General features: G+C 71.2%; 24 protein-coding genes. 15 read left to right on the plus strand and 9 right to left on the minus strand.

All coding sequences use genetic code 11. The features are described 5' to 3' along the window. Nucleotides 1-2 precede the first annotated feature (2 nt). From ACLQ2U_RS16295 to ACLQ2U_RS16310, 4 genes are all read left to right on the plus strand, one after another. A complete protein-coding gene (locus ACLQ2U_RS16295; protein ID WP_425751491.1) occupies nt 3-407 on the plus strand; it encodes a hypothetical protein in 405 nt (134 codons plus the stop codon). A gap of 225 nt (nt 408-632) precedes the next feature. After that, nucleotides 633-848 carry a hypothetical protein gene (locus ACLQ2U_RS16300; RefSeq protein ID WP_425751492.1) on the plus strand — a complete coding sequence of 72 codons (216 nt, stop codon included), beginning with the start codon at nt 633-635 and terminating at the stop codon, nt 846-848. 184 nt (nt 849-1,032) lie between these two features. Further along, nucleotides 1,033-1,779 (plus strand): neutral zinc metallopeptidase, encoded by a 747-nt coding sequence (locus ACLQ2U_RS16305; protein ID WP_425751493.1) that lies wholly within the window; start codon nt 1,033-1,035, stop codon nt 1,777-1,779. A 281-nt stretch (nt 1,780-2,060) separates the two neighbouring features. After that, nucleotides 2,061-2,708: an HAD family hydrolase gene (locus ACLQ2U_RS16310; RefSeq protein ID WP_425751494.1), complete on the plus strand. Its 648-nt coding sequence runs from the start codon at nt 2,061-2,063 to the stop codon at nt 2,706-2,708. Nucleotides 2,709-2,768: 60 nt separating this feature from the next. Here the strand turns inward: ACLQ2U_RS16310 and ACLQ2U_RS16315 are convergent, their stop codons facing one another. The 4 genes from ACLQ2U_RS16315 to ACLQ2U_RS16330 form a co-directional block, all read right to left on the minus strand. After that, nucleotides 2,769-5,318 carry an ABC transporter permease gene (locus tag ACLQ2U_RS16315; protein ID WP_425751495.1) on the minus strand — a complete coding sequence of 850 codons (2,550 nt, stop codon included), beginning with the start codon at nt 5,316-5,318 and terminating at the stop codon, nt 2,769-2,771. After that, nucleotides 5,318-6,085: an ABC transporter ATP-binding protein gene (locus ACLQ2U_RS16320; RefSeq protein ID WP_425751496.1), complete on the minus strand. Its 768-nt coding sequence runs from the start codon at nt 6,083-6,085 to the stop codon at nt 5,318-5,320. The genes ACLQ2U_RS16315 and ACLQ2U_RS16320 overlap by 1 nt, the downstream gene beginning before the upstream one ends. A gap of 489 nt (nt 6,086-6,574) precedes the next feature. After that, nucleotides 6,575-8,614 (minus strand): glycogen debranching N-terminal domain-containing protein, encoded by a 2,040-nt coding sequence (locus tag ACLQ2U_RS16325; protein WP_425751497.1) that lies wholly within the window; start codon nt 8,612-8,614, stop codon nt 6,575-6,577. Next, nucleotides 8,611-8,997, minus strand: coding sequence for an SCP2 sterol-binding domain-containing protein (locus ACLQ2U_RS16330; protein WP_425751498.1), 387 nt, complete (start codon nt 8,995-8,997; stop codon nt 8,611-8,613). Before ACLQ2U_RS16330 ends, ACLQ2U_RS16325 begins: the two co-directional genes overlap by 4 nt. Before the next feature lie 199 nt (nt 8,998-9,196). On the opposite strand from ACLQ2U_RS16330, the gene ACLQ2U_RS16335 reads away from it, so the two are divergent. Beyond that, a complete protein-coding gene (locus tag ACLQ2U_RS16335; RefSeq protein ID WP_425751499.1) occupies nt 9,197-9,580 on the plus strand; it encodes an SCP2 sterol-binding domain-containing protein in 384 nt (127 codons plus the stop codon). After that, a complete protein-coding gene (locus ACLQ2U_RS16340) occupies nt 9,570-11,618 on the plus strand; it encodes a glycogen debranching N-terminal domain-containing protein (RefSeq protein ID WP_425751500.1) in 2,049 nt (682 codons plus the stop codon). Before ACLQ2U_RS16335 ends, ACLQ2U_RS16340 begins: the two co-directional genes overlap by 11 nt. Before the next feature lie 65 nt (nt 11,619-11,683). Here ACLQ2U_RS16340 and ACLQ2U_RS16345 read toward each other — a convergent pair whose 3' ends face one another. The 3 genes from ACLQ2U_RS16345 to ACLQ2U_RS16355 all read right to left on the minus strand — a co-directional run bounded on the left by ACLQ2U_RS16345 (nt 11,684) and on the right by ACLQ2U_RS16355 (nt 14,610). Next, nucleotides 11,684-12,370: a response regulator gene (locus tag ACLQ2U_RS16345; protein ID WP_425751501.1), complete on the minus strand. Its 687-nt coding sequence runs from the start codon at nt 12,368-12,370 to the stop codon at nt 11,684-11,686. 58 nt (nt 12,371-12,428) lie between these two features. After that, nucleotides 12,429-13,622, minus strand: a complete 1,194-nt coding sequence (locus ACLQ2U_RS16350) for a histidine kinase (RefSeq protein ID WP_425751502.1) — start codon at nt 13,620-13,622, stop codon at nt 12,429-12,431. Nucleotides 13,623-13,698: 76 nt separating this feature from the next. Further along, nucleotides 13,699-14,610 carry a RecB family exonuclease gene (locus ACLQ2U_RS16355; RefSeq protein ID WP_425751503.1) on the minus strand — a complete coding sequence of 304 codons (912 nt, stop codon included), beginning with the start codon at nt 14,608-14,610 and terminating at the stop codon, nt 13,699-13,701. 81 nt (nt 14,611-14,691) lie between these two features. Between ACLQ2U_RS16355 and ACLQ2U_RS16360 the strand changes: the two genes are divergently transcribed. The 3 genes from ACLQ2U_RS16360 to ACLQ2U_RS16370 all read left to right on the plus strand — a co-directional run bounded on the left by ACLQ2U_RS16360 (nt 14,692) and on the right by ACLQ2U_RS16370 (nt 17,528). Continuing rightward, complete coding sequence (locus ACLQ2U_RS16360; protein ID WP_425751504.1) at nt 14,692-15,855, plus strand: site-2 protease family protein; 1,164 nt, start codon at nt 14,692-14,694, stop codon at nt 15,853-15,855. Nucleotides 15,856-15,899: 44 nt separating this feature from the next. Continuing rightward, the gene (locus tag ACLQ2U_RS16365; protein ID WP_425751649.1) at nt 15,900-16,874 is read left to right on the plus strand and encodes a tRNA (adenine-N1)-methyltransferase; all 975 of its coding nucleotides are present in this window, start codon (nt 15,900-15,902) and stop codon (nt 16,872-16,874) included. Nucleotides 16,875-16,955: 81 nt separating this feature from the next. After that, on the plus strand, nt 16,956-17,528 hold the full coding sequence (locus ACLQ2U_RS16370) for a hypothetical protein (RefSeq protein ID WP_425751505.1): 573 nt from the start codon (nt 16,956-16,958) through the stop codon (nt 17,526-17,528). Between the two features lie 55 nt (nt 17,529-17,583). Here ACLQ2U_RS16370 and ACLQ2U_RS16375 read toward each other — a convergent pair whose 3' ends face one another. Beyond that, nucleotides 17,584-17,880 (minus strand): ferredoxin, encoded by a 297-nt coding sequence (locus ACLQ2U_RS16375; protein WP_425751650.1) that lies wholly within the window; start codon nt 17,878-17,880, stop codon nt 17,584-17,586. A 178-nt stretch (nt 17,881-18,058) separates the two neighbouring features. Between ACLQ2U_RS16375 and arc the strand changes: the two genes are divergently transcribed. The 4 genes from arc to ACLQ2U_RS16395 all read left to right on the plus strand — a co-directional run bounded on the left by arc (nt 18,059) and on the right by ACLQ2U_RS16395 (nt 22,469). Continuing rightward, nucleotides 18,059-19,840: a proteasome ATPase gene (gene arc / locus ACLQ2U_RS16380; RefSeq protein ID WP_425751506.1), complete on the plus strand. Its 1,782-nt coding sequence runs from the start codon at nt 18,059-18,061 to the stop codon at nt 19,838-19,840. A gap of 143 nt (nt 19,841-19,983) precedes the next feature. After that, complete coding sequence (locus ACLQ2U_RS16385) at nt 19,984-20,322, plus strand: hypothetical protein (RefSeq protein ID WP_425751507.1); 339 nt, start codon at nt 19,984-19,986, stop codon at nt 20,320-20,322. A 307-nt stretch (nt 20,323-20,629) separates the two neighbouring features. Further along, nucleotides 20,630-22,147, plus strand: coding sequence for a depupylase/deamidase Dop (gene dop / locus ACLQ2U_RS16390; RefSeq protein WP_425751508.1), 1,518 nt, complete (start codon nt 20,630-20,632; stop codon nt 22,145-22,147). Between the two features lie 106 nt (nt 22,148-22,253). After that, nucleotides 22,254-22,469: a ubiquitin-like protein Pup gene (locus ACLQ2U_RS16395; RefSeq protein ID WP_074477166.1), complete on the plus strand. Its 216-nt coding sequence runs from the start codon at nt 22,254-22,256 to the stop codon at nt 22,467-22,469. 173 nt (nt 22,470-22,642) lie between these two features. Here the strand turns inward: ACLQ2U_RS16395 and ACLQ2U_RS16400 are convergent, their stop codons facing one another. After that, nucleotides 22,643-22,948, minus strand: coding sequence for a hypothetical protein (locus tag ACLQ2U_RS16400; RefSeq protein WP_425751661.1), 306 nt, complete (start codon nt 22,946-22,948; stop codon nt 22,643-22,645). Between ACLQ2U_RS16400 and ACLQ2U_RS16405 the strand changes: the two genes are divergently transcribed. Beyond that, on the plus strand, nt 22,853-23,143 hold the full coding sequence (locus tag ACLQ2U_RS16405) for an endonuclease VII domain-containing protein (RefSeq protein WP_425751509.1): 291 nt from the start codon (nt 22,853-22,855) through the stop codon (nt 23,141-23,143). The two genes, ACLQ2U_RS16400 and ACLQ2U_RS16405, sit on opposite strands and share 96 nt — an antisense overlap. Continuing rightward, nucleotides 23,062-23,901 carry a proteasome subunit beta gene (gene prcB / locus ACLQ2U_RS16410; protein ID WP_425751510.1) on the plus strand — a complete coding sequence of 280 codons (840 nt, stop codon included), beginning with the start codon at nt 23,062-23,064 and terminating at the stop codon, nt 23,899-23,901. Before ACLQ2U_RS16405 ends, prcB begins: the two co-directional genes overlap by 82 nt. Nucleotides 23,902-23,927 lie beyond the last annotated feature (26 nt).

Genomic DNA, 23,927 nt, shown 5'->3' on the forward strand with positions numbered 1-23,927 from the left:
ATGTGCCTGAACATGATCATCCACGACAGCCGAGCGCCGCAATTGCCCTCATGACGAGCGCCTGGCTGGTGGGCCTGATCGTGGTTGCCTACCTGGTCTGGACCGCCATGTGGCAGGGCTGGGCGGCGGCACATGGCGGTACCTCGAGCGGCGGAGCAAACTGGACGTTGATCCTGTTGGCGCTGACGGTCTTCCTGTGGCCACTGCTCACCGCGGTGGTCGCGATGGCCCAGCGCCGAAGGGTTGCCACGGTGGTTTTCTCCGTCCTCGGCGTGATCTTCCTGCTCCCGGCCGCTGCAGTCGGCTACACCGCTTGCCAGGAGCTGCGTCCGGCATCGGAACCGATGCCTCGTGTCACCCAATGCATGGAGCACAGTGGCGGCGATAACCGCTGCCCGGGCGGTTGACTGGCAGAACGGCGCGCCCAACCCATGTGGGTATAGCCTGGGCGCCATTTACGTTGCTCCGACAGACGTCTGGGACCTCCAGGAGCCAGCGTTGAAGCCGTACGACATCCTCGTCGCTCACCCCGACGACTTCCTGCTTGACCAGCTCGACCTCTACCCCGGCCTCACCGTCGAGGTCCTCGAACAACAGGCGGCCTCCTAGCCCGCCGGTCGTACCGTGGATCCATGACGACAATGTGGGTGGTGCTCGGGGTGGCCGTCCTGGTGGCGGGGGCGGCGCTCGGCTGGGTCGCCTGGCGCGACCGGGCGCGGATCCAGTCCGGTGAGGACCGGGCGGCCGGGCGGGCCGCCCTGGTCGACCAGCAGCGTCACGAGGCCGCGCGGCACGCCGCGCAGGGCGAGGTGATCGGGCGGGGCGGCTACAACTCCGGCCCGTCGTGACCGGTGTCGATCGGGCGGGTGCCCGGGCGTCCCTCGGTGGTCGCCGTGCGGGTTCCCGGACGCGTGCCCAAGTACGGCTGACCATCCGGCACTCGGCCACGGCCACGGCGGCACCGGCGCGGCATGATCGAACCCCGGTCGGGGTACTGCCGACCGCATCGGCTGTGATGCATGGGAGGGCAATGTGACGGCACGCTCGGGACGCCCACGTCGTCCACTGGCCGCCGCGTTGGTGGCGCTGGTGGTGGCCGCCGGCTGCGCGGTGGGCGGGGTGAGCCCCGACGAGCCGCCGCAGCCGGCCCCGCAGCAGCCGCGCGGGTCGGCGTCACCGGGCGCGCCGGAGACCCGGGCGGACGGGTCCACCAGCGTCGCGGAGTTCCAGGAGGACCTCGAGGTCGCGGTGGACAAGGCCGAGCTGTACTGGGGCGCGCAGTTCCGGGCTTCCGGCGAGCGGTTCCAGCCGATCCGGCGGGTGGTCCCGTACCAGCGCGATGGCGAGGTCTCCTGCGGTGGGCAGGGGCTGCCCCGCAACAACGCGGTCTACTGCTCGGCCGGTGACTTCATCGCCTACGACGTCAGGTGGTCCGTGGCGGCGTTCCGGCAGATCGGTGACGCTTTCCTGTACTACCTGCTCGGTCACGAGTATGCCCACGGCATCCAGCTGCGGCTCGGCATCCGGAGCGAGTTCACCATCCAGCACGAGTTGCAGGCCGACTGCATGGCGGGGGCGTACCTCGGCGACTCGGTCCGGGGCAGGCAGCTGGGCCTGGCGGACGGCGACCTGGACGAGTTCCGCGACGGGCTGCTCGCCGTCGGCGATGACCCGGATCAGCCGTGGTTCGCCGAGGGGTCGCACGGCACCGCGGAACAGCGCACCGACTCCTTCTTCCGCGGCTACGAGAAGGGGCTGCCGGCCTGCGGTCTCGGGTAGCTCGACGAGCCGGGCGGCCACCTCGCCGGCGTCGACCGGTTGGACCTGGAAGCCGGCCGGCACCGGGATCACCGGCAGCTTCGCCAGCTGCCCGACCACGGTCAGCACCAGGTCGTGGAACTGGGTGGCGCGCAGAGCAGACGGCCCCTGGTCGGGCACGGACGTCTTTGACCTGCGTCACTGTGGCCGACCCGGGCCTGCTCCGACGGCGGCCGGTTGGCAGGATCGGGGCAGCCGTCCGACCTCAGGAGGATCCGCTGAGCAGCTCACACCCCGCCGCCGTGCTCTTCGACATGGACGGCACCCTGGTCGACAGCGAGAAGCTGTGGGACGTCGCGCTGCGCGAGCTGGCGACCGAGTACGGCGGGACGCTCTCCGACCCGGCCCGCCGGGCGATGGTCGGCACCAGCATGGCCGAGTCGATGCGCATCCTGCACGACGACCTCGGGCAGCCCGAGCGGGACGCGGAGGACAGCGCGGCCTGGATCAACTCGCGGATCCTGGAGCTGTTCCGCACCGGGCTGCGGTGGCGGCCCGGCGCGCTCACCCTGCTCCGGGCGGTACGCGCCGCCGGCATCCCCACCGCCCTGGTGACCTCCAGCGGCCGGCCCCTGGTCGAGGTGGCGCTGGACACCCTCGGGCGGGACAGCTTCGACGCGGTGGTCTGCGGCGACGAGGTCGACTCGGCCAAGCCGCACCCCGAGCCGTACCTGACCGCGGCCCGGCTGCTGGACGTGCCGATCGGGCGCTGCGTGGCGATCGAGGACTCGCCGACCGGGGTGGCCAGCGCGCTCGCGGCCGGCGCGGCGGTGCTGGCGGTGCCGGCGGAGGTGCCGATCGCGCCGGCTGACGGCGTACATCAGCTGGAGAGCCTGACCGCGGCGGACCTGGAGCTGCTGGCGGCGCTGCTCGGCGAGCCGCCGGCCTGACGCCTGACACGCGAGGGGCCCCGCCGATCCGGCGGGGCCCCTCGTCGTCCATGCCTCGGATCAGTCGTGGGCGATGGCGCCCAGCACGTTGATCCGCGCGGCCCGGATCGCGGGCAGCACCGCGGCGATCACGCCGATCAGCGCGGCCAGCCCGAGGAAGAGCCCCATCTGGCCCCAGGGCAGGACCAGGTCGGTGATGCCCTCGTCCTTGAGGGCCCGGACCACGGCGGCGCCGAGGCCCGTGCCGACCGCGACGCCGAGCAGCGCGCCGAAGATCGAGATCACCACCGCCTCGACGGTGATCATCCGCATGGTCTGCGCCCGGCGCAGCCCGATCGCCCGCAGCAGACCCAGCTCCCGGGTCCGCTCCAGCACCGACAGCGCCAGGGTGTTGATGATGCCGAGCACCGCGATCACGATGGCCAGCGCCAACAGGATCTGGATCATCCGCAGCGGGGTGTCCAGCTGGCTGGTCTGCTGCTTGATGAACGCGTCCCGGTCGGCCACCGACACCTCGGGGCTGTCGGCGAGCAGCGTCTCCACCTGCGGCTGCACGTCGTCGACCCGGGCGCCCGGCGCGAGCTGCACGAAGCCCTGGATCGGCTGCGGGATGGCGAAGTCCCGCGCCGCCTGCGGCGGCAGCACCACCGGGTTGGTCAGCTGGGAGCTCTCGTAGATGCCGCTGACCGTGTAGGTGCGGGCCTCGCCGCGGGACAGCTGCACCGTCACGGTCGAACCGACCGACACGTTGCGGGACTTCGCGGTGTCCGAGCTGAACAGCATCTGGTCCGGCCCGAGCCGGCTGATGTCACCGGCGGTGGCCTTCGCCCCGAAGATCCGCTCCAGCGCGGCGACGTTGCTCGACGCCGCCACCCACGTGCGATCCCCGTTGACCATCGCCATGTCGCCGTACTCGCCGTCGACCAACTGGACGCCGGGGATGGCCGCGGCCTTCTCCAGCACCGCCGGGTCGAAGCTCGGCGGCCGTGGTCCACCCTGCACTCCGGAGATCACCAGCTCGGCTTTGATGGTGTCCTGGGCCAGGGCGCTGATGCTGCCCTTCGCCGAATCCAGGATCACGGTCACCCCGGTGACCAGGGCGATGCCGACCATCAGCGCGGCCGCGGTGATCGCGGTGCGGCGCGGGTTGCGGCCGGAGTTGAGCCGGCCCAGCTTGCCCGGCACCGACCAGGCGAAGATCGCCCCGAGCAGGGAGACCACCGGACGGCTGATCAGCGGGGTCAGCAGCGCCACCCCGATGAAGGCGAAGAGCACCCCGCCGAGGATGGTGGCGAGGGTGTTGTCGCCGGCGTGGCCGCCGAGGCCGAGGAAGAGCAGCACGGCGCCGATCGCGGTGACGATCCCACCGGCCACCGTCACCTTGGTCAGCGGTCGGTCCGGCGTCGCCACGTCCTGCATGGCGGCGATCGGCGGGATCCGGGACGCCCGCAGGGCCGGCAGCAGCGCCGCCACCACCGTGATCACCAGACCCACCCCGAACGCGCCGATCACGGCGGCCGGGGGTACGCCGAGCCCGGCCAGGCTGAGCCCGCCCGCCAGCTTCCCGAACAGGTACGCCAGCAGCGCGCCGACGCCGATGCCGGCGGCCAGCCCCAGCACGGAGGCGATCAGTCCGACCGCGATGGCCTCCAGCACCACCGAGCCGATGATCTGCCGGCCGCTCGCCCCGATGGCCCGCATCAGGGCCAGCTCCCGGGTCCGCTGCGCGACGATGATCGAGAAGGTGTTGAGGATGAGGAACGTACCGACCAGCAGCGCCACCGCGGCGAAGCCGAGGAGGATCTTGTTGAAGAAGGAGAGCCCCTCCTTCAGGCCGGCCGAGGCGTCCGCCGACATCTGCTCGCCGGTCTTGACCTCGTAACCAGCGTCGAGGGTCCGGGCGATGTCGTCCCGCAGCGTCTCGTCGCCGACGCCGGCGGCCGCCTTGACGCTGATGTTGTTGAAGACGTCCGGCTCGCCGAGCATCAGCCGCTGCGCCACCGGGGTGGTGAAGGCGACCTCGTTCGCCCCGCCGATCGAGGCCCGGTCACCGCTGTAACCGAAGATCCCGACCAGGGTGAACTCCTTCTTCGGCTCCAGGGTCAGCACGCCGACCCGGTCACCGACCTTCACCTTCGCCGCGTCGGCGAGCGCCTGGTTGATCACGATCTCGTCGTCGGCGCGCGGCTCGCGGCCTTGGCGCAGCTTGACCAGGTCGCTCTCTCCCACCCAGTTCTCGCCCAACTGCGGCGGCCCGAACGAGGTGACCACCTTGCCGTTGCTGCCGATCAGCCGGGCGCCGTCGGCGGCCACCACCCCGGTGGCCTCGGCCACCCCGGAGACCGACCGGACCTTCTCCAGCGCCGCGGCCGGGATCGGCGCGGCCACCTGCTCGCCCTCGACCTCACTGAGCGCGATCTTCGGCTTGGCGGCGACGTTGACGTCGACGCCCTCGTACGCGTCGGCGAAGACCGCGTCGAACGAGCGGCCGAGCGTGTCGGTGAGGACGAACGCGCCGGAGACGAACATGACGCCCAGCACCACCGCCAGGCCGGAGAGGATGAGGCGCACCTTGCGCGCTAGCAGGCTCTTCCATGTCGCGCGGAACATCAGCGCGTCACCTCGGCGGGCGTGTCGAGCTTCTTCATCGTGTCCAGCACCGTGTCGGCGGTCGGCTCGATCAGCTCCGAGACGATCTGCCCGTCGGCGAGGAAGATGACCCGGTCGGCGTACGCGGCGGCGGTCGGGTCGTGGGTGACCATGACGATGGTCTGGCCGTGCTCGCGTACCGAGTTGCGCAGGAAGTTCAGCACCTCCGCGCCGGAGCGGGAGTCCAGGTTGCCCGTCGGCTCGTCGGCGAAGATCACCTCGGGGCGGGAGACCAGCGCCCGCGCGCAGGCGACCCGCTGCTGCTGGCCGCCGGAGAGCTGCGCCGGCCGGTGCCTCAGCCGGTCCCGCAGGCCCACCGTGTCGATCACTGTGTCGTACCAGGCCGGGTCGGGCTTACGGCCGGCGATCGACAGCGGCAGCAGGATGTTCTCCTGCGCGGTCAGCGTCGGCAGCAGGTTGAACTGCTGGAAGATGAAGCCGACCTTGTCCCGGCGCAGCTTCGTCAGGCCGGCGTCGCCGAGCCCGGTCACCGTGGTCTCACCGATCGACACCGTGCCTCGGGTGACCGAGTCCAGCCCGGCCAGGCAGTGCATCAGCGTCGACTTGCCGGAGCCCGACGGGCCCATGATCGCCGTGAACCGGCCCCGCTCGAACTCGGCGCTGACCCCCCCCAGCGCGACGACCTGCGCCTCGCCGCTGCCGTACACCTTCCACACGTCACTGGCCCGGGCCGCGGCCTGCGCCTGCCGGCCTACCGTCGCGGTCACGTCATCAACCTCTTTCATCTGCCTGCCTGCGATCCCCACCGCCCCCGCTGGTCGGTGGGGTTGATCCCATCCTCGGTGCCGTCCGGCGCGGATCCGTCCGCCTGCGGGGTGACCCGGCGCGGATTTTCCGCTGCGGGTCGGCCCCGATCCCGGCTCAGGGTTGCCCCTGAGCCGACGGTGGTCGAGCGCGATTCCCGCACGGCGGGACGGCGCCGGAGCCGACGCTAGGACCTGACGCCACGTCATGGTCAACCCCGCCGCGCCGTCTTTCGTCACGGTAGGTGACGGGGGCAACCGCGCCGTCGTCCCGCAGGCGTCCCTTTCCGTACGCTGCGCGGCGCAGCAGCCGCCGGAGGCGCCGGGGCGTATCGCGGGCCTACCGGCGAAGGCGATGCCGGCTGCGACGGCGACGCGGCGCTTCAGTCCGACCGGGCTGTCCGCCGACGGGCAGGACGCGCCTCTGGTGGACCTGCCGGCCACCCGCAGCGGTCAGCGTCGCGCCAGGTGAGCGCGTCCGAGGGCGCCGGCCCGGCCCCACCGTCCGGGGACGTTGAGCAGCTCAATGCGGCCCATGCCCGGGGGCACGGCCGGTCTGGTCACGAGGTGGTCCCCGCGCGGCTCCATTCCGAGCATGGTCCGAAGCAACAGCAAGGGAGTGCCCGTGGACCACGCCTGTGGACTGCACGCCGTGGGGTACAGGACCGGGTACCTGGTCAGTGTCCGGTCGTATCCGGCGAATGCCTCCGGCAGCCTGCCGTCGAAGAACTCGGCGGCGTCAAGGATCCCCTCGGCGATGCGCCCTGCCTCATCGGTGAAGCCGTAGCGCCGCAGGCCCCAGGCGATGAACGCGTTGTCGAAGGGCCAGACGGTGCCGACGTGGTAGCCGAGCGGGTTGTATCGCCCCTGTCCCTCGGCCAGGGTGCGCACGCCCCAGCCGGAGAACAGTCGGGGGCTGAGCAGGTGTTCGGCGATCTTCGGGGCCCGGGATTCCTCGACGATCCCACTCCACAGCAGGTGGCCGATGTTGGAGGAGAGCGCGTCGACCTGGCGGCCGTCGCCGTCGAGCGCGAGGGCGTAGTATTCGCCGTCCTCGATCCAGAAGTCGCGGTTGAAGCGCTGCTTGAGCTCGGCCGCCTCCCGTTCCAGCCGGTCGGCGTACGCCGGGTCGTTCCAGAACTGGCGGGCCAGCCGGGCGCCGCGGATCTTGGCGTCGTAGGCGTAGCCCTGCAGTTCGCAGGTGGCGCGGGGCAGGCTGGGCAGCCGGCCGTCGCGGAAGGAGATCGAGTCCCAGGAGTCCTTCCAGCACTGGTTCTCCAGCCCGGTTTTCTCGTTGCGGCGCTGGTACCAGACGTAGCCGTCGCCCATCAGGTCGCCGTACTCGTCGATCCAGTGGAGTGCGGCTCTCGCCGAACGCTCGAGAAGCCGAACCGCGGTGGCGTCTCCGGTCCACCGCTCGTACTCGTCGAGCAGGATCACGTGGAGAGGAGTTGAGTCGGCGCTGCCGAAGTACGGCGTATGCGGCTGCTCCTCGAATCCGGCCGTCTCCCCGTACCGCAGTTCGTGGAGGATCTTCCCCGGCTCCTCCTCGCGGAAGTCATCCAGGACGATGCCCTGCGTCAGGGCCAGCAGGCGCAGCGTCGTGGCCGCGAGGTCCGGTGTGAAGGGCAGCGTCTGAAGGCTGGTGAGGATGCTGTCCCGACCGAAGATCGCCATGAACCACGGCAGGCCGGCGGCCGGCAGGGCATGCCCGCTGCCGGTCAACGGCATGAAACGCAGCGCGGCGAGATCAGCCAGGCTGCGCCGGTAGGTCATCGCCAACGTTTGAGAGTCGCAGGTCAGACGGGGTGCCGCCGCGAGCCACCGGTCGAGGTCCTGGCGCATCTGCTTCCTGGACCGACCGGGTATGCCCTGCAGGCTTTCCCGAAGATCACGTCCGTCCGCGCCCAGTGCTTGCACGTGCACTTCGGTGGCCCACTGGCCGTGCGGTTCGAGCCGGACGTCGTACGTCAGTCCCTGCTCGTCGATCCGGGCCGGCGCGGTGGAGGAGACCAGGGTCTCCCGGCAGAACATCTCCCGCTTGTAGCCGAGACGCAGGCACCCGTCTTCGATCCGGGTGTAGTATTCACCTCTTTTGTTGCCCACATCCTTGATCTCGAAAAGGTCGGCGAAGTCGCTCTCGACGTCGATCCGGATCTGCAGGTCGACCGTTTCGTGTTCGTGGTTGATCACCGTCAACTGTTCGGTGAAGCTTTCGCCGATCGAGCGCTCCCGAATGGCTGCCACTCTGGTCTCGACGAGCGGAGTCGGGACAGTCGCCACGACGAAGAAGCGGGCCTCGAAATACTCGACTTCCTCGGCGGTGAGCGCGCTGACCCGTTCGCCGTTGATGGACAGCGTCCACTTCGACAGGAATCGGGTGTCGAACGAGAAGAGACCGGTCGGGATGGTCGGAGACGCGTCGATGTCGCCGGTCTCCTCACTGACCACGAACGTGTTGCCGTCCAGCAGTCGGACGAGTCCGTCGCTCATGCCGGCCGGTTCCGCTTCCGCTCCTGGGCGAACTCCCGTGGGTGGTGCGCGCCGGGTGGCCCCGGCATGATCCGCTGGACGAGGCGGGCCAGCCGCACGTCGCCCTCCGCCCTGAGTTCGCTACGCGCCCACGCCGCGTAGAGGTGCGACCTGCCACTGACGATCCGGTCGAAGACCGCCCTGCTGCCGCGGACGAGGCAATCGACCTCGCCCTCCTCTTCCTGCGAGACGCGGACATCGCCGCGTTTGATCACCAGGAACCAGCGGTCGACGTCGTGGTCGTGTTCGAGGTCGAACCGTACGGTTCCGGTGGCCTCCTCGAGAAGGGGCTCGTGGCCGCGACGGCCGAGCGCTTCGAAGAAGCTCGCGGTGGGATTCGACATGAGCCTCCCTTCGATGAGCTCCGACGCTCGGATGAGTGGACGAACTCACCATGGCCGGGAGCGGGGCGCTGCCGCATCACCCGCATCGGGTGAAGTTCGGGCACCGCCCTCCGATCTCATCCTTCTGGGGTGATGCCGCGGCACCACCATCCGAGTGACGCTGCCTCTTGGTCGGCGGGATCTTCTCGGGGGTGGTGCGATGTCGGAGACGATCAGAGAGTTCTTTGACGCGCTCGAACGCCACGGCCACGAACGCCTGCTGAAGAAGACGAACGGCACCATACGCTTCGACCTCGAGCACGACCACGAGGTCGACCACTGGTTCGTGGAGATCCGCGGGGGTGTCGTCCGGGTGTCACAGAAGAACAGCGACGCCGACACGGTCATCCGCTCCGACAACGCCTTCTTCGATCGCATGGTGCGGGGCGAAATCAAACCGCTCCCGGCGTGGCTGAGGAACGAGATCACGACCGAAGGGAAATTTCAGTTCATCGTCCTGCTGGAGCGGCTCTTCGCACCGCCGCCCGGCGCGCGACATCCGCGGATGGCCGCCCGTGACCGTGGGGGCAGAGATGAAAAGTGACCTCGTCAGGATCCTGGACGGCAACATCTTCGTGTTGAGCGATGGCAGCGGCGACATAGAAGCGAAGCCCACCGTCCCGTGCGGGTTCTTCTCGTTCGACACCCGGTTCCTGTCGCTGTGGCGGCTGACCGTCAACGGTGAACGGCTGAGCGCGTTGGCCATGGACGAGCCGTCGTACTTCGAGGCGCGGTTCTTCCTGGTGCCGGGCGCTCCGACGCACTACGTGGACGCCAAGGCGTCGGTGATCCGCGAACGATCGGTGGCCGGCAGCTTCGAGGAGCGGTTGACCGTGCTCAACCACTCCGGGGAAGCGGCCGAGTTCACCATCCGCATGGACGCGGGCTGTGACTTCATCCCGCTGATCGTGGTCGGACAGGAACGCACGCCAGCTGGCCGGCTGTACCAGCGCGTCGAAATGGGGAGCCTGCACCTCGGCTATGAGCGGGAGAAGTTTCGGCGGGAGACCGTGATCTCGACGACGGAGCCGGCGCAGGTCGACGAGCAGGGACTGACGTACCACATCCGGATCGGAGCCCACGGGAAGTGGACCACCACGCTGCATGTCCGAGGGTTGGTGCTGCGTCCGGACGGTGAGGACGTTCGAGAGCATGTTCATCCCGGCCGCCTCCGACGCGACAGGTCCCGGCTCCAGTGGGACCTCCAGCAGTGGCTCGGCAAGGGTCCGCAGCTGACATGCGACTGGGAGCCACTGGAGCGGACCTACTGGCGTAGTTACGTCGATCTCGCCGCCCTGCGGTATTCGCCACTGACGCTACCGGCCGAGGCGATGCCCGCGGCGGGCCTGCCGTGGAACGCGACCCTCACCGGCCGTGACCCCCTTCTCACCAGCCTGGAGGTGTTGCCGTTCGCACCGGAACTCACGGTGGCGACGCTGCGCATGCTGGGAATCGACCAGGGTGCGGTGCTGGACGACTTCCGGGACGAGGAGCCCGGCAAGATCCTGCGCGAGTTCCGCTACGGCGAACTGGTCGCGTTTGAGGAACGCCCGCAGTCGCCGTACTACGGCGCCGCCGACATCACGCCGCTCTTCGTGGTCCTGCTCGACGAGTACGAGCTGTGGACCGGGGACGTCGCCGCGATGCATGAGTTCGAGGACGAGGCCCGGGCGGCCCTGCGCTGGATCGACGAGTACGGCGACCTGATGGGCGACGGCTACGTCTGGTACCAGCGCCGCAACGAGAAAACCGGCCTGGAGAACCAGTGCTGGAAGGAATCCTCGAACTCGATCTCCTTCCGCGACGGCCGGCTGCCCAGCCTGCCCCGCGCCACCTGCGAACTGCAGGGCTACGCCTACGACGCCAAGATCCGCGGCGCCCGGCTGGCCCGCCAGTTCTGGAACGACCCCGCATACGCCGACCGGCTGGAACGGGAGGCGGCCGAGCTCAAGCAACGCTTCAACCGCGACTTCTGGATCGAGGACGGGGAATACTACGCCCTCGCGCTCGACGGCGAGGGCCGCCAGGTCGACGCGCTCTCCTCGAACATCGGTCACCTGCTGTGGAGTGGGATCGTCGAGGAATCCCGGGCCCCGAAGATCGCCGAACACCTGCTCGGCCCCCGGCTGTTCTCCGGCTGGGGCGTGCGCACCCTGGCCGAGGGGCAGGGGCGGTACAACCCGCTCGGCTACCACGTCGGCACCGTCTGGCCCTTCGACAACGCGTTCATCGCCTGGGGCCTTCGGCGCTACGGCTTCACCGAGGAGGCAGGGCGCATCGCCGAGGGGATCATCGACGCGTCCCGGTATTTCGATGGGCGCCTGCCGGAGGCCTTCGGCGGCTACGACCGCGAGCTGACCGGGCACCCCATCTCGTACCCCGCAGCGAACAGCCCGCAGGCCCTGGCCACCGGAGCGCCCCTTCTGTTGGTGCGCACCGTGCTCGGCCTCGAGCCGTACGGGGACGATCTGGTGGTCGCGCCGGCGCTGCCCGAGCGGTTCGGCCGGATCGAACTGCTCGACATATTAGGGCGGTGGGGCCGGGTCGACGCCATCGGAAGCGTGGACTCCCGGGAGGGGTAAGGATCCCGGCAGATGAGCGCGGCGACGTCGCCACGGTGACCATGGCAGTTGACCCGGGACGGGGGTCACCGTTGGGGACGTACCAGACCCGTCTCGTACGCCAGCACCACCGCCTGCACCCGGTCGCGCAGCCCCAGCTTGGTCAGTACGTGCCCGACGTGGGTCTTGATGGTGGTCTCGCTGACCGACAGGGCGGCGGCGATCTCGGCGTTGGACAGCCCCCGGGCCATCTGCACCAGCACCTCCCGTTCCCGCTCGGTCAGCGCGTTGAGCGCCTTGGGCGGGGCGGCCGCCGGGTCGGGCAGCATGGCGGCGAACCGGTCCAGCAGCCGCTTGAGGATGCGCGGCGCGACCACCGCCTCCCCGGCGGCGACCGTCCGGATCGCGGTGACCAGGTCCTCCGCCGGCACGTCCTTGGCGAGGAAGCCGCTGGCGCCGGCCCGCAGCGCCCCCACCACGTACTCGTCCAGGTCGAAGGTGGTCAGGATGAGTACCCGGACCGGCAGCCGGGCACCGACGATGGCCCGGGTGGCGGCCACCCCGTCCATCCGCGGCATCCGGATGTCCATCAGCACCACGTCCGGCAGCAGCCGCCGGGACAGCTCCACCGCCTCCTGGCCGTCCCCGGCTTCGGCCACGATGTCCAGGTCGTCCTCGGTGCCCAGCACCATCCGGAAGCCGGTGCGCAGCAGCGGCTGGTCGTCGACGAGCAGGATCCGCACCGGTCGACCCGTCGCCGCGCCCTGGCTCATCCGCTCTCCCTGTCGTGCTGTCCCCGTCGGCCGTGCCGATTGGCGTCGCGTCGGCCGGTCACGCCGGCACCGCCCCGAGCGGCTCCACCGGGATCCTCGCGTACACCCGGTAGCCGCCGCCCGGGCGTGGGCCGGTCCGCAGGGTCCCACCGTAGAGGCCGACCCGTTCCCGCATCCCGACCAGCCCGTGCCCGATCCGGTCGGGTCCCGGGCCGGGCCCTCGGCCGGTGTCGGTGACCTCGACGGTGAGGAACCCGCCGTCGACGGTCAGCCGCACCAGCGCGGTCGCCTCCCCGGCGTGCTTGATGGCGTTGGTCAGCGCCTCCTGCACGATCCGGTAGACGGTCAACGACACGCCCTCCTCCACCGGCGGGGCGGTGCCGTCGACCCGCAGGGTCACCGGCAACCCGGCCTCGCGGACCTGCTCGACCAGCGCCTCGATCCCGGCGAGGCCGGGCTGCGGGGTCAGGTCGGCGGCCGGTTCCGCGTCGGTGCGCAGCACGTCCAGCAGGCGGCGCATTTCCCGCAGGGTGACCCGGCTGGTGTCCTCGATGGTGGCGATCGCCTCGTCGGCGGCGTCCAGGTCCCGGCGCAGCACCCGACGCGCCCCGGTGGCCAGCACCCCCATCACGCTCACGTGGTGGGCCACCACGTCGTGCAGCTCCCGGGCGATCCGGCGCCGCTCGTCGGCGACGGCCTGCTCGGCCAGGGAACGCTGGTTCTCCTCGGCCACCCGGGCCCGCTCCCGCAGCGCCCGCACCGACGCGCGGCGGGCCCGTACCGCCCGGCCCACCGCGTACGACAGCAGCCCGGTGAGCAGGTTGTTGAGCACCAGGTACGCCGGGCCGACCTTGAGCATCCCGTCCACCGGGGCGATCAGGTTGGCCAGCACCACCGGCACCCAGAGCAGCACCGCGGCGAGCACCGCCGGCCGGGCCGACCGGCGCGCCGCCATGGTGTACGTCAGTACCACGAACGTCAGGCCCTGGGTGGTGGGGGCGTGGCCGAGCAGCGCCGGCACGGCGAGCGTGGCCACCGCGGCGCCCACCGCCGGCCACGGGGCCACCCGGCGCAGCGCCACCGGGGCCGCGCCGAGCACGCTCCAGGCCAGCGCGGCCGGCAGTGGCTCGGGCCAGAACTCCCGGGGGGTGAGCAGGATGAAGGCGACCTCCACCACCACCAGGGCGGCGGCGAAGGCGGCGTCCCCGGCCAGCGGGTGGCGCCGCCACCAGCGCGCGGGTCCGTCGGTCATACCGGAACGCTAGCCGCCGCCCGGCGCGATCGGTCGTCGCCGACGGTGAACCCGGTCTCCTCTTCAGGGAGGAGGGTCATTCGTCCGCGCCGGGGGCGGCGGGGCGGGACCGGGCGTCCCGCAGCGGGTCGGCCGCCGCCGACCGGTCCGGGAACGGCGGCGGGGTGCCGCCGAAGGTCGGGCAGTGCGCCTGGTGGCTGCACCAGTCGCAGAGCCGGCTCGGCCGGGGCCGGAAATCCTGCCGCTCGGTGGCCTGCTCGATCGCCCGCCAGAGCGCCACCACCGTGCGCTCGAAGCGCAGCAGCTCCTCGGCGTCGGGGGAGTAGTCGCAGACCTCGGCGTCCTTGAGGTAGAGCAGGCGCAGCACCCGCGGCACCACGCCCCGGGTGCGCCACAGCACCAGCGCGTAGAACTTCAGCTGGAACAGCGCCCGCGCCTCGAACGCCTCCCGCGGCGCTCCGCCGGTCTTGTAGTCGACCACCCGCAGCGCGCCGTCCGGCGCCACGTCGAGCCGGTCGAGGTAGCCGCGGATGAGCAGCTCCTCGTCGACCACCGCGGAGATCAGGCTCTCCCGTTCCGCCGGCTCCAGCCGGCGCGGGTCCTCCACCGCGAAGTAGCCCTCGAGCAGCGCCGCCGCCGAGCGGAGGAACTCGGCGGTGCCGGCGGCGTCGCCGGGGTCGAACAGGCCGGCGAGCTCGGGCTGCTCGGTGACCAGCCGGTCCCACTGCGGGACGACGAGGTCACCGGCGGCGTCCGGGGTGCGCCCGCCCGCCGGCAGGTCGAACAGCCGCTCCAGCACGGCGTGCACCAGGGTGCCCCGGGCCTGCTCCACGGTGGGCCGCTCGGGCAGCCGGTCGATGCTGCGGAACCGGTAGAGCAGCGGGCAGGTCTTGAAATCCGCCGCCCGCGACGGTGACAGCGACGCCCGGACCGTGGCGGGCAACGCCGCCGGGGTGTCCTGCTGGTCGATCACCGGTTCCGCTGTCATGTCCCGAAGGTTAGGGCACGGGTGTGACAGCGCCGTGATCGCCGCACGGGGGCATGATCCGCGCCGCGTAGCATCGGGCCGGTGGAATCCCGCACCCGCGCCCCGCGCCGGCCGCGCCGGCCCGGCCGGCGTCCCGGCCTGACCGTCGGGCGGGTGTGCGGGGTGCCGCTGCACCTCAACGTCTCGATGCTGCTGCTGACCCTGCTGGTCACCGTGACGTACGCCGAGTTCGCCCGCGACCGGCTCGGCATGTCCCCGCTCGCCGGCTACGTGATCGGCCTGGGCTTCGTGGTGTCGCTGCTCGGGTCGGTGCTGCTGCACGAGCTGGGCCACGCGCTGACCGCCCGCCGGTTCGGCATCGGTGTGCGCGGGATCACCCTGGAACTGCTCGGCGGCTACACCGAGATGGACCGGGACGCCCCGACGCCCCGCGTCGACCTGCTGGTCTCGCTGGCCGGGCCGGCGGTCTCCGCGGTCCTCGGCGTGCTGGCCGTCGGCGCCACCCTGGCCCTCCCCGACCAGACCCTGGCCCACCAGCTCGCCCTGCAACTGGCGCTGAGCAACGTCATCGTCGCGCTGTTCAACCTCCTGCCCGGGCTGCCGCTGGACGGCGGCCGGGCGCTGCGCGCCCTGGTGTGGGGGATCACCCGGGACCGGGACCGGGCCACCGAGATCGCCGGCTGGGTGGGGCGCGCCGTCGCGGTGGCCACCGCGGCCGTGGTCGTCCTGCTGACCGTCGAGGAGATCCTGGTACCGCTGGCCCTGCCGCTGATGCTGCTGGTCGCGGTGACCCTCTGGCGGGGCGCCGGCCAGTCGATCCGGTACGCCCGGATCAGCCGCCGGGTCCCGCTGATCGACCTGGCCCGGCTGGCCCGCCCGGTCTTCGGCGTACCCACCGGCACCCCGCTGGCCGAGGCGCAGCGCCGCCACGCGGCGCAGGCCCCGCCCGGGGCGGCGGTGACCGTGCTCGACGGTGCCGGCCGGCCGGTCGCCCTGGTCGACCCGGTGAAGGCGGACGCCGTACCCCCGGCACGCCGGCCCTGGCTGGCGGTGGACGCGGTGGCCCGGCCGCTGGCCGGGCTGCCCACGCTGCCGGCCGGGCTCGACGGGGAGCGGGTGATGGAGGCCGTGCAGGCCCACCCGGGCGCACAGTACGTGGTGACGTCAGGCGAAGATGTCGTCGGCGTTCTGCACATCGCGGATCTCGCACAGGTCCTCGAACCCACACGGAAGATGAACAAGTGACCGCAGCACATCCCTCCGCCCTCCCGGCCGACCCCGGCACACCGGTGCCCGCCGCCATCCCGGAACTGCCCCCGGTGCACCGGGGGCCGTTCCGCCCCGGCGACCGGGTGCAGCTGACCGACCCGAAGGGGCGGATGCACACGGTCGTCCTGCAGTCCGGCAAGGCCTTCCACACCCACCGCGGCATCCTGGAGCACGACGCGCTGATCGGGCAGCCCGACGGCAGCGTGGCCACCACCACCGGCGGCGGGACGGCGTTCCTGGCGCTGCGTCCCCTGCTGTCGGACTACGTGCTGTCGATGCCGCGCGGCGCGCAGGTGATCTACCCGAAGGACTCGGCGCAGATCGTCGCGATGGGCGACATCTTCCCCGGCGCCAAGGTGCTGGAGGCCGGCGCCGGCTCCGGCGCGCTGAGCTGCTCGCTGCTGCGCGCCGTCGGCACCGGCGGCGAACTGCACTCGTACGAGATGCGCGAGGACTTCGCCCAGATCGCCAAGCGCAACGTGGAGGCGTTCTTCGGGGCCCCGCACCCGGCCTGGCGGCTGCACGTCGGCGACGTCGCGGACTGCCCGGAGACCGGTTTCGACCGGATCATCCTGGACATGCTCACCCCGTGGGAGACCCTCGACATGGTCGAGCGGGCGCTGCTGCCGGGCGGGGTGTTCATCGGCTACGTGGCGACCACCCCCCAGCTGTCCGAGCTGGTGGAGGCGCTGCGCGAGCGCGGCGGGTGGACCGAGCCCCGGGCCTGGGAGTCGCTGGTGCGGGACTGGCACGCCGAGGGGCTGGCCGTCCGCCCGGACCACCGGATGATCGCGCACACCGCGTTCCTGGTGTCCGCGCGTAAGCTCGCTCCGGGCGTCACCGCCCCGCCGCGGCGCCGCAAGCCCAGCAAGGGCGCCGAGGCGTACGCCGAGCGTCGGCAGGCGCTGCGCGAGGCAGAGGCGGCCCGGCAGGCGGCGGCCGCGCAGGCCGCCGGTGCGCCGCCGGCCCCGGCCGACGAGGTGGACCTGCCGTGACGACGGAACGGGGCGGCCGGGAGTGAGCGGGCGGATCCCGCCGACCGGTGCCGGGCGGCGGCGCGACCTGGTGGAGGTGGCATGAGTCGGCCGGGCTTCGGCGGCGGTGACCTGCCAGCCGTGTTCCCGGACTGGTCGCCCTACCAGGACCTCGAGTCGGCCGCGCGGGCCTACCTGCGCGATCCGGACATCGCCCTGGAGGCGCTCGGCGGGGTGCTGCGCGGGGCGTCGGTGCTCGGTTTCACCCTGGAGCGCTTCGTCAACGAGGTCAACGGCGTCTGGCAGGAGGTCGTCGTCTGTGACGGCAGCCGGCTGGTGCTCTGGCACGGTGAGGACGTGCCGCCGGAGGAGGGGCCGCCCGGTTCGATGACCTCGTCGCTGCGGGTGGTGCCGGTCTCCACGGTCACCGAGGTCGGCTGCCGGCGGCGGTTGACCCGGGCCGACAGCGGCGAGGTACGGGTCGACAGCATCGACGTCTACCTGCTGCTGACCTCGCTGGACGAGGCGCCGCCCGGCGACGAGATCGTCGGCGGGCCGCGGCACGACGCACTGCGCTTCGGCAAGACTCTCGACGACGGCGGCGCGGGTCAGATCGCCCGGCTGGAGGAGTTCGCCCGGCTGGTCGCCTCGGTGGTCGGCCGCCCGGTGCTCTGAGCGCGCGGGCCGCGGACGACGGTGTCGTCCGCGGCCCGACCACCGCCTGCGGCGGTCAGTCCTGCTCGGCCTCCGGGCCGGCGACCTCGACGCCGTCGCTGCCGCGCACCACGTGGATGCACTCGCCCGGGCACTCCTTCGCGGAGTCGATCACCTCGAGGCGCAGGTGCTCCGGCACGTCGACCCGGCTGCCCGGGGCAAGTCGCAGCTCGCCGTCGGGGCCCTTGACGTACGCCAGCCCGTCGACGTCGAACTCGAAGACCTCCGGCGCGTACTGCACGCAGAGCCCGTCGCCCGTGCAGAGATCCTGGTCCACCCAGACCTGCAACTGGTCGGTCGCGACCTCGGCCACCGGTGCACCCCCCATGTTCTCCCGTCCCACGCCACGACGGTACCCGAACGCCCGGACCTGCCCCGGAGGCGACCCTTGGCGATCAAGGTTCGGTGACGAGGGCGTTGCGTGGGACCGAATCGGCCTCATTGCGGCTAGTGTTAGGGCAGAACGTTCAAGCCCCCCGGGGAGGTGGGACGTGGCACGCAGCGACGACGCGGACTCGCGCGCCGCACGGTGGGAGAAGGAGGCCCACGATCTCTCCACGCAGGTCGCGTTCCTTCAAGAGGAACTCGCTCTGGTGCGGCGCAAGTTGACCGAAAGCCCCCGACACGTCCGGCAGCTCGAAGAGCGGCTGGCGGCCACCCAGGCACAGTTGGCGCGGCTCACCGAGAACAACGACCGGCTCGTGAGCACCCTCAAGGAGGCTCGCGCGCAGATCGTGACGCTCAAGGAGGAGATCGACCGTCTCGCCCAGCCGCCGAGTGGCTACGGCGTCTTCCTCGCGCGGCACGACGACGGCACGGTGGACATCTTCACCGGCGGACGCAAGCTCCGGGTCGCCGTCTCGCCCTCGCTGGACGCCGCCGAGCTGCGGCGCGGCCAGGAGGTCCTGCTCAACGACGCGCTCAACATCGTCGACGCGTTCGGTTACGAGCGGGTCGGCGAGGTGGTCATGCTCAAGGAGATCCTGGCGGGTCCCGACGGCGGCCCGGGTGACCGGGCGCTGGTGGTCTCGCACTCCGACGAGGAGCGCATCGTGCACCTCGCCGACACCCTGATCGGTTCGCCGATCCGGGCCGGCGACTCGCTCATGATCGAGCCCCGCTCGGCGTACGCGTACGAGCGGATCCCGAAGAGCGAGGTCGAGGAGCTGGTCCTGGAGGAGGTCCCCGACGTCGATTACGGCGACATCGGTGGCCTCCAGTCCCAGATCGAGCAGATCCGCGACGCGGTGGAGCTGCCCTTCCTGCACGCCGAACTGTTCCGCGAGCACCAGCTGCGCCCGCCGAAGGGCATCCTGCTCTACGGCCCGCCCGGCTGTGGAAAGACGCTGATCGCCAAGGCGGTGGCCAACTCGCTGGCGAAGAAGATCGCCGAGCGGCGCGGTGAGGAGAAGCACACCAGCTTCTTCCTCAACATCAAGGGTCCCGAGCTGCTCAACAAGTACGTCGGCGAGACCGAGCGGCACATCCGGCTGGTCTTCCAGCGGGCGCGGGAGAAGGCCGGCGAGGGCACCCCGGTCATCGTCTTCTTCGACGAGATGGACTCGGTCTTCCGTACCCGTGGCTCCGGCGTCTCCTCCGACGTGGAGAACACCATCGTCCCGCAGCTGCTCAGCGAGATCGACGGTGTGGAGGGGCTGGAGAACGTCATCGTGATCGGCGCCTCCAACCGGGAGGACATGATCGACCCGGCGATCCTGCGTCCCGGCCGGCTCGACGTGAAGATCAAGATCGAGCGTCCGGACGCCGAGGCGGCCAAGGACATCTTCTCCAAGTACATCCTCGCCGGGCTGCCCCTGCACCCGGACGACCTCACCGAGCACGGCGGCGACCCTCAGGCCACCGTGGCGGCGATGATCGACGCGGTCGTGCTGCGGATGTACTCGGAGACCGAGGAGAACCGCTTCCTCGAGGTGACCTACGCCAACGGCGACAAGGAAGTCCTCTACTTCAAGGACTTCAACTCCGGTGCGATGATCCAGAACATCGTCGACCGGGGCAAGAAGATGGCGATCAAGGAGTTCCTCACCTCGGGGCGGAAGGGGCTGCGGCTGCAGCACCTGCTCGACGCCTGCGTCGACGAGTTCCGGGAGAACGAGGACCTGCCGAACACCACCAACCCGGACGACTGGGCCCGGATCTCCGGCAAGAAGGGCGAGCGGATCGTCTACATCCGCACGCTCGTCTCCGGGGGCAAGGGCGCGGAGGCCGGCCGGTCGATAGAGACCGCCAGCAACACCGGCCAGTACCTCTGATCGGACCGACGGCACGGGCCCGCGACGCGACGCGTCGCGGGCCCGGTCGGTAGGCTCCGGTCACCGCGTTGTCGACCCCGTCGAGGATCCGCGGGAGTGGTCCGGCTGCTGCCCGCGCCCCGCCCGCCCGGGCCGTGCCCGGCGTGGCCACGACCACCGCCGCCGCACTCACCATGACCGTCGCGGTGGCGCTGTGCGGGGTCACCGGATGGCATCCGAGCCCGCTGCTGGCCGACAGGAAGACCCGGGCGCAGCGCTGGGTCCACCAGGACCTCACCGTGCCGTCCAGAGTGGCCTGGGTCTGCGCCGACGCGCAGCAGCGCCACCCCGACGTGCCGGGCACCACCACCATCGTGCTCGACCGGGGGCCGTACCGGGCCTACCTCGAATCGTTCTGCCTCTCCGCGCTCCAGGGCGCCAGCGCCCGCACCGAGCCCGGCATCTGCACCTGCCCTTCCTCGAGCCCGGCCGGACCGCGCTGACCGTCCGCCGGGTCGGCGGTCCGATCCGGTTCGTCACCGCCGACCACGGGGCCGAGCGGCGGGTCAAGCGGTGGCATCGAGGCCGGCCCGCTGCTGCGCCACCGGGTGAGCGCCGTCAGCGTCACCGTCCCCGAGTGCGCGGTGGCGCCCTCCGACGCTCCCCGCACGCCCGGCAACCCGCCCGCCGCGCCGGGCGCCCGAACCCCGACACCATCGCCGGCTGGGCCGGCGTGCCCCCTTCCCTGGTGACGGCGACTACGCTCGACGTGACGGCGGACCGGGTGAGGCGAGCGGAGCGGGTAGATCGATGAGCGTTAGACGGATCATGGGCACCGAGGTCGAGTACGGCATCTCCGTGCCCGGCCAGGCCGGAGCCAACCCGATGGTCACCTCCTCCCAGGTGGTCAACGCGTACGGAGCGCGCCCGGAACTCAACCGTGGCGGCCGGGCCCGCTGGGACTACGAGGAGGAGTCGCCGCTGCGCGACGCCCGCGGTTTCACCTACTCCGGAGCCGCGTACGACCCGGCCGAGGCGCTCGCCGACGAGGACCTCGGCCTGGCCAACGTGATACTCACCAACGGCGCCCGGCTCTACGTCGACCACGCCCACCCGGAGTACTCCACTCCGGAGGTGACCAACCCGCTGGACGTGGTGCGCTGGGACAAGGCGGGGGAGCGGGTGATGGCCGAGGCGTCCCGTCGGGCCGCCACCATTCCGGGCACCCACCCGATCCACCTCTACAAGAACAACACCGACAACAAGGGCGCCAGCTACGGCGCCCACGAGAACTACCTGATGCGGCGGCAGACGCCGTTCGCCGACATCGTGGCGTACCTGACGCCGTTCTTCGTCACCCGGCAGATCGTCTGCGGCGCCGGCCGGGTAGGCATCGGACAGGACGGCGGCCAGAGCGGCTTCCAGATCTCCCAGCGCGCCGACTTCTTCGAGGTCGAGGTCGGCCTGGAGACCACCCTCAAGCGACCGATCATCAACACCCGGGACGAGCCGCACGCCGACGCCGACAAATACCGCCGGCTGCACGTCATCATCGGCGACGCCAACCTGTCGGAGATCTCCACCTACCTCAAGGTCGGCACCACCGCGCTGATCCTCACCATGATCGAGGAGAAGGCGCTCGGTGCCGACCTGGGCATCGCCGACCCGGTCAGCGAGCTGCGCGCGGTCAGCCACGACCCGTCCCTGAAGCACCTGATGCGGATGCGTGACGGCCGCCGGCTCACCGCCCTGGACGTGCAGTGGGCCTACCTGGAGCGGGTCCGATCCTTCGTGGACGACCGGTACGGCAGCGACGTCGACGAGCAGACCGAGGACGTGCTGGCCCGCTGGGAGAGCGTGCTGGACCGGCTCGGCCGGGACGCCTTCCTCTGCGCCGACGAGCTGGACTGGGTGGCCAAGCTGCGGCTGTTGGAGGGTTACCGGGAGCGGGAGAAGCTCGGCTGGGGCTCGCACAAGCTGCAACTGGTCGACCTGCAGTACTCCGACGTCCGCCCGGAGAAGGGCCTCTACCACCGGCTGGTGTCCCGGGGCTCGATGAAGACTCTGCTGGACGACGAGCAGACCCGGCGGGCGATGACCGAGCCGCCGGAGGACACCCGGGCCTACTTCCGGGGCCGCTGCCTGGCCCAGTACGCCTCTGAGGTGGTCGCGGCCAGCTGGGACTCGGTGATCTTCGACGTCGGCCGGGAGTCGCTGGTCCGGGTGCCGATGATGGAGCCGGAGCGGGGCACCCGCAAGCACGTCGGGGCGCTCTTCGACCGGTGCGAGAGCGCCAAGGACCTGCTGGAAACCCTCACCGGCGGCTGACGCGCCGCCGACGGACGCCCGTCGTGTGCCGCAAGCCGGCGCGCGACGGGCTTTTCGTCGCTCAAGCGAGGTAAGTTCATCGCAGACGATCGTGGAGGAGGCAGCCATGGCCACTCGTGACAGCGGCGGGCAGTCGCAGTCGGGCAAGGCCCGTCAGGGCGAGGAGATCGAGGACGTCACCACCGAGGCGAACCCGGAGGTCGCCGAGCGGCACGCCGAGATCACCGAAGACGTGGACGACCTGCTCGACGAGATCGACTCCGTCCTCGAGGAGAACGCCGAGGAGTTCGTGAGGGGTTATGTGCAAAAAGGGGGCCAGTGAGGCATATGTCCGATTCCCCAAGGGTCGGACAAGATGTGCCCGCAGTGCACGCGGGCCCTCCCCTTCACTGAGTTCCACCGCGACCGCCGACGAGTGGATGGGCTCGCCTTCTACTGCAAGGCGTGCGCGACCGCCCGGTCCGAGGCGAGTCGCCGCAGGCGCGGCATCTCTCCTCAGCGGAAGTCGCCGACGCCGGTTGCCGGGGGTCTGAAGTGGTGCCCGGACTGCGAGCAGATAAAGCCGGCGGAGGACTTCCCCAGTACCGCCACCAAGGCCAGCGGCCGACACAGTTGCTGCAAACCCTGCCATAATGCCCGAGGCAGGGAGACGCGCAGCGACTCTACGGCGGGACGCGCGAGTACCACCTGCGGCGGCGTTACGGGGTGGGGCAGGAGGAGTTCGACGAGTTCCTGGCCGAACAGGGCGGCGTCTGCGCCATCTGCGGCGGCGTCGACCCGCAACACCTGGACCACGATCACCGCACCGGATGGGTGCGCGGGATACTCTGCTTCAACTGCAACGGTGGTCTTGGCCAGTTCCGTGACAGTCCCACGAGGCTGGCCAGGGCGATCACGTACCTGAGAGGAACCACGTGGCAGCGGGTTTTGATCCATCCGGGCGTCTACCAGATGTGTTCACCAACGCGGGGACGTCCTCCTTCACCTCGTTCCTGAGCAAGGTGGCCCCCGAGATGCTGCCCGGCCGACGGCCGCTGCCGCCGGGCATGGCCGCCGACATGGCGCCGCACGCGACGACCATCGTGGCCATCGCGGCCGCCGGTGGCGTGGTGATGGCCGGCGACCGGCGGGCCACCATGGGCAACCTGATCGCCCAGCGCGACATCGAGAAGGTGCACCCGGCCGATGCGTACTCGCTGGTCGGCATCGCGGGCACCGCGGGCATCGGCATCGAGCTGATGCGACTGTTCCAGGTGGAGCTGGAGCACTACGAGAAGATCGAGGGCGCGATGCTCTCGCTCGACGGCAAGGCCAACCGGCTCGCCTCGATGATCCGCGGCAACCTCGGCGCGGCCATGCAGGGGCTCGCGGTCATCCCGCTCTTCGCCGGCTTCGACCTGGCCGTCGGCGACCCGGCGCGGGCCGGGCGGATCTTCAGCTTCGACGTCACCGGCGGCCCCTACGGGGAGACCGGTTACGACGCGATCGGCTCCGGCTCGCTCTTCGCCAAGTCGGCGCTGAAGAAGCGCTTCCGGGCCGGGCTGTCCGTGGACGACGCGGCCCGCCTGGCCGTCGAGGCGCTCTACGACGCCGCCGACGACGACACCGCCACCGGCGGGCCGGACCTGACCCGCCGGATCTACCCGGTGGTGATGACGGCGACGGCCGACGGCACCCGCCGGCTCACCGACGCCGAGACGGCGACCATCGCCGAGGCGATCGTCGCCGGCCGGATGGAGAACCCAGGCGGCTGACCCCGCTCCCACCTCACCTGTCAGCA

The sequence above is a fragment of the Micromonospora sp. DT47 genome, from assembly GCF_049844475.1.
GTDB lineage: Bacteria > Actinomycetota > Actinomycetes > Mycobacteriales > Micromonosporaceae > Micromonospora.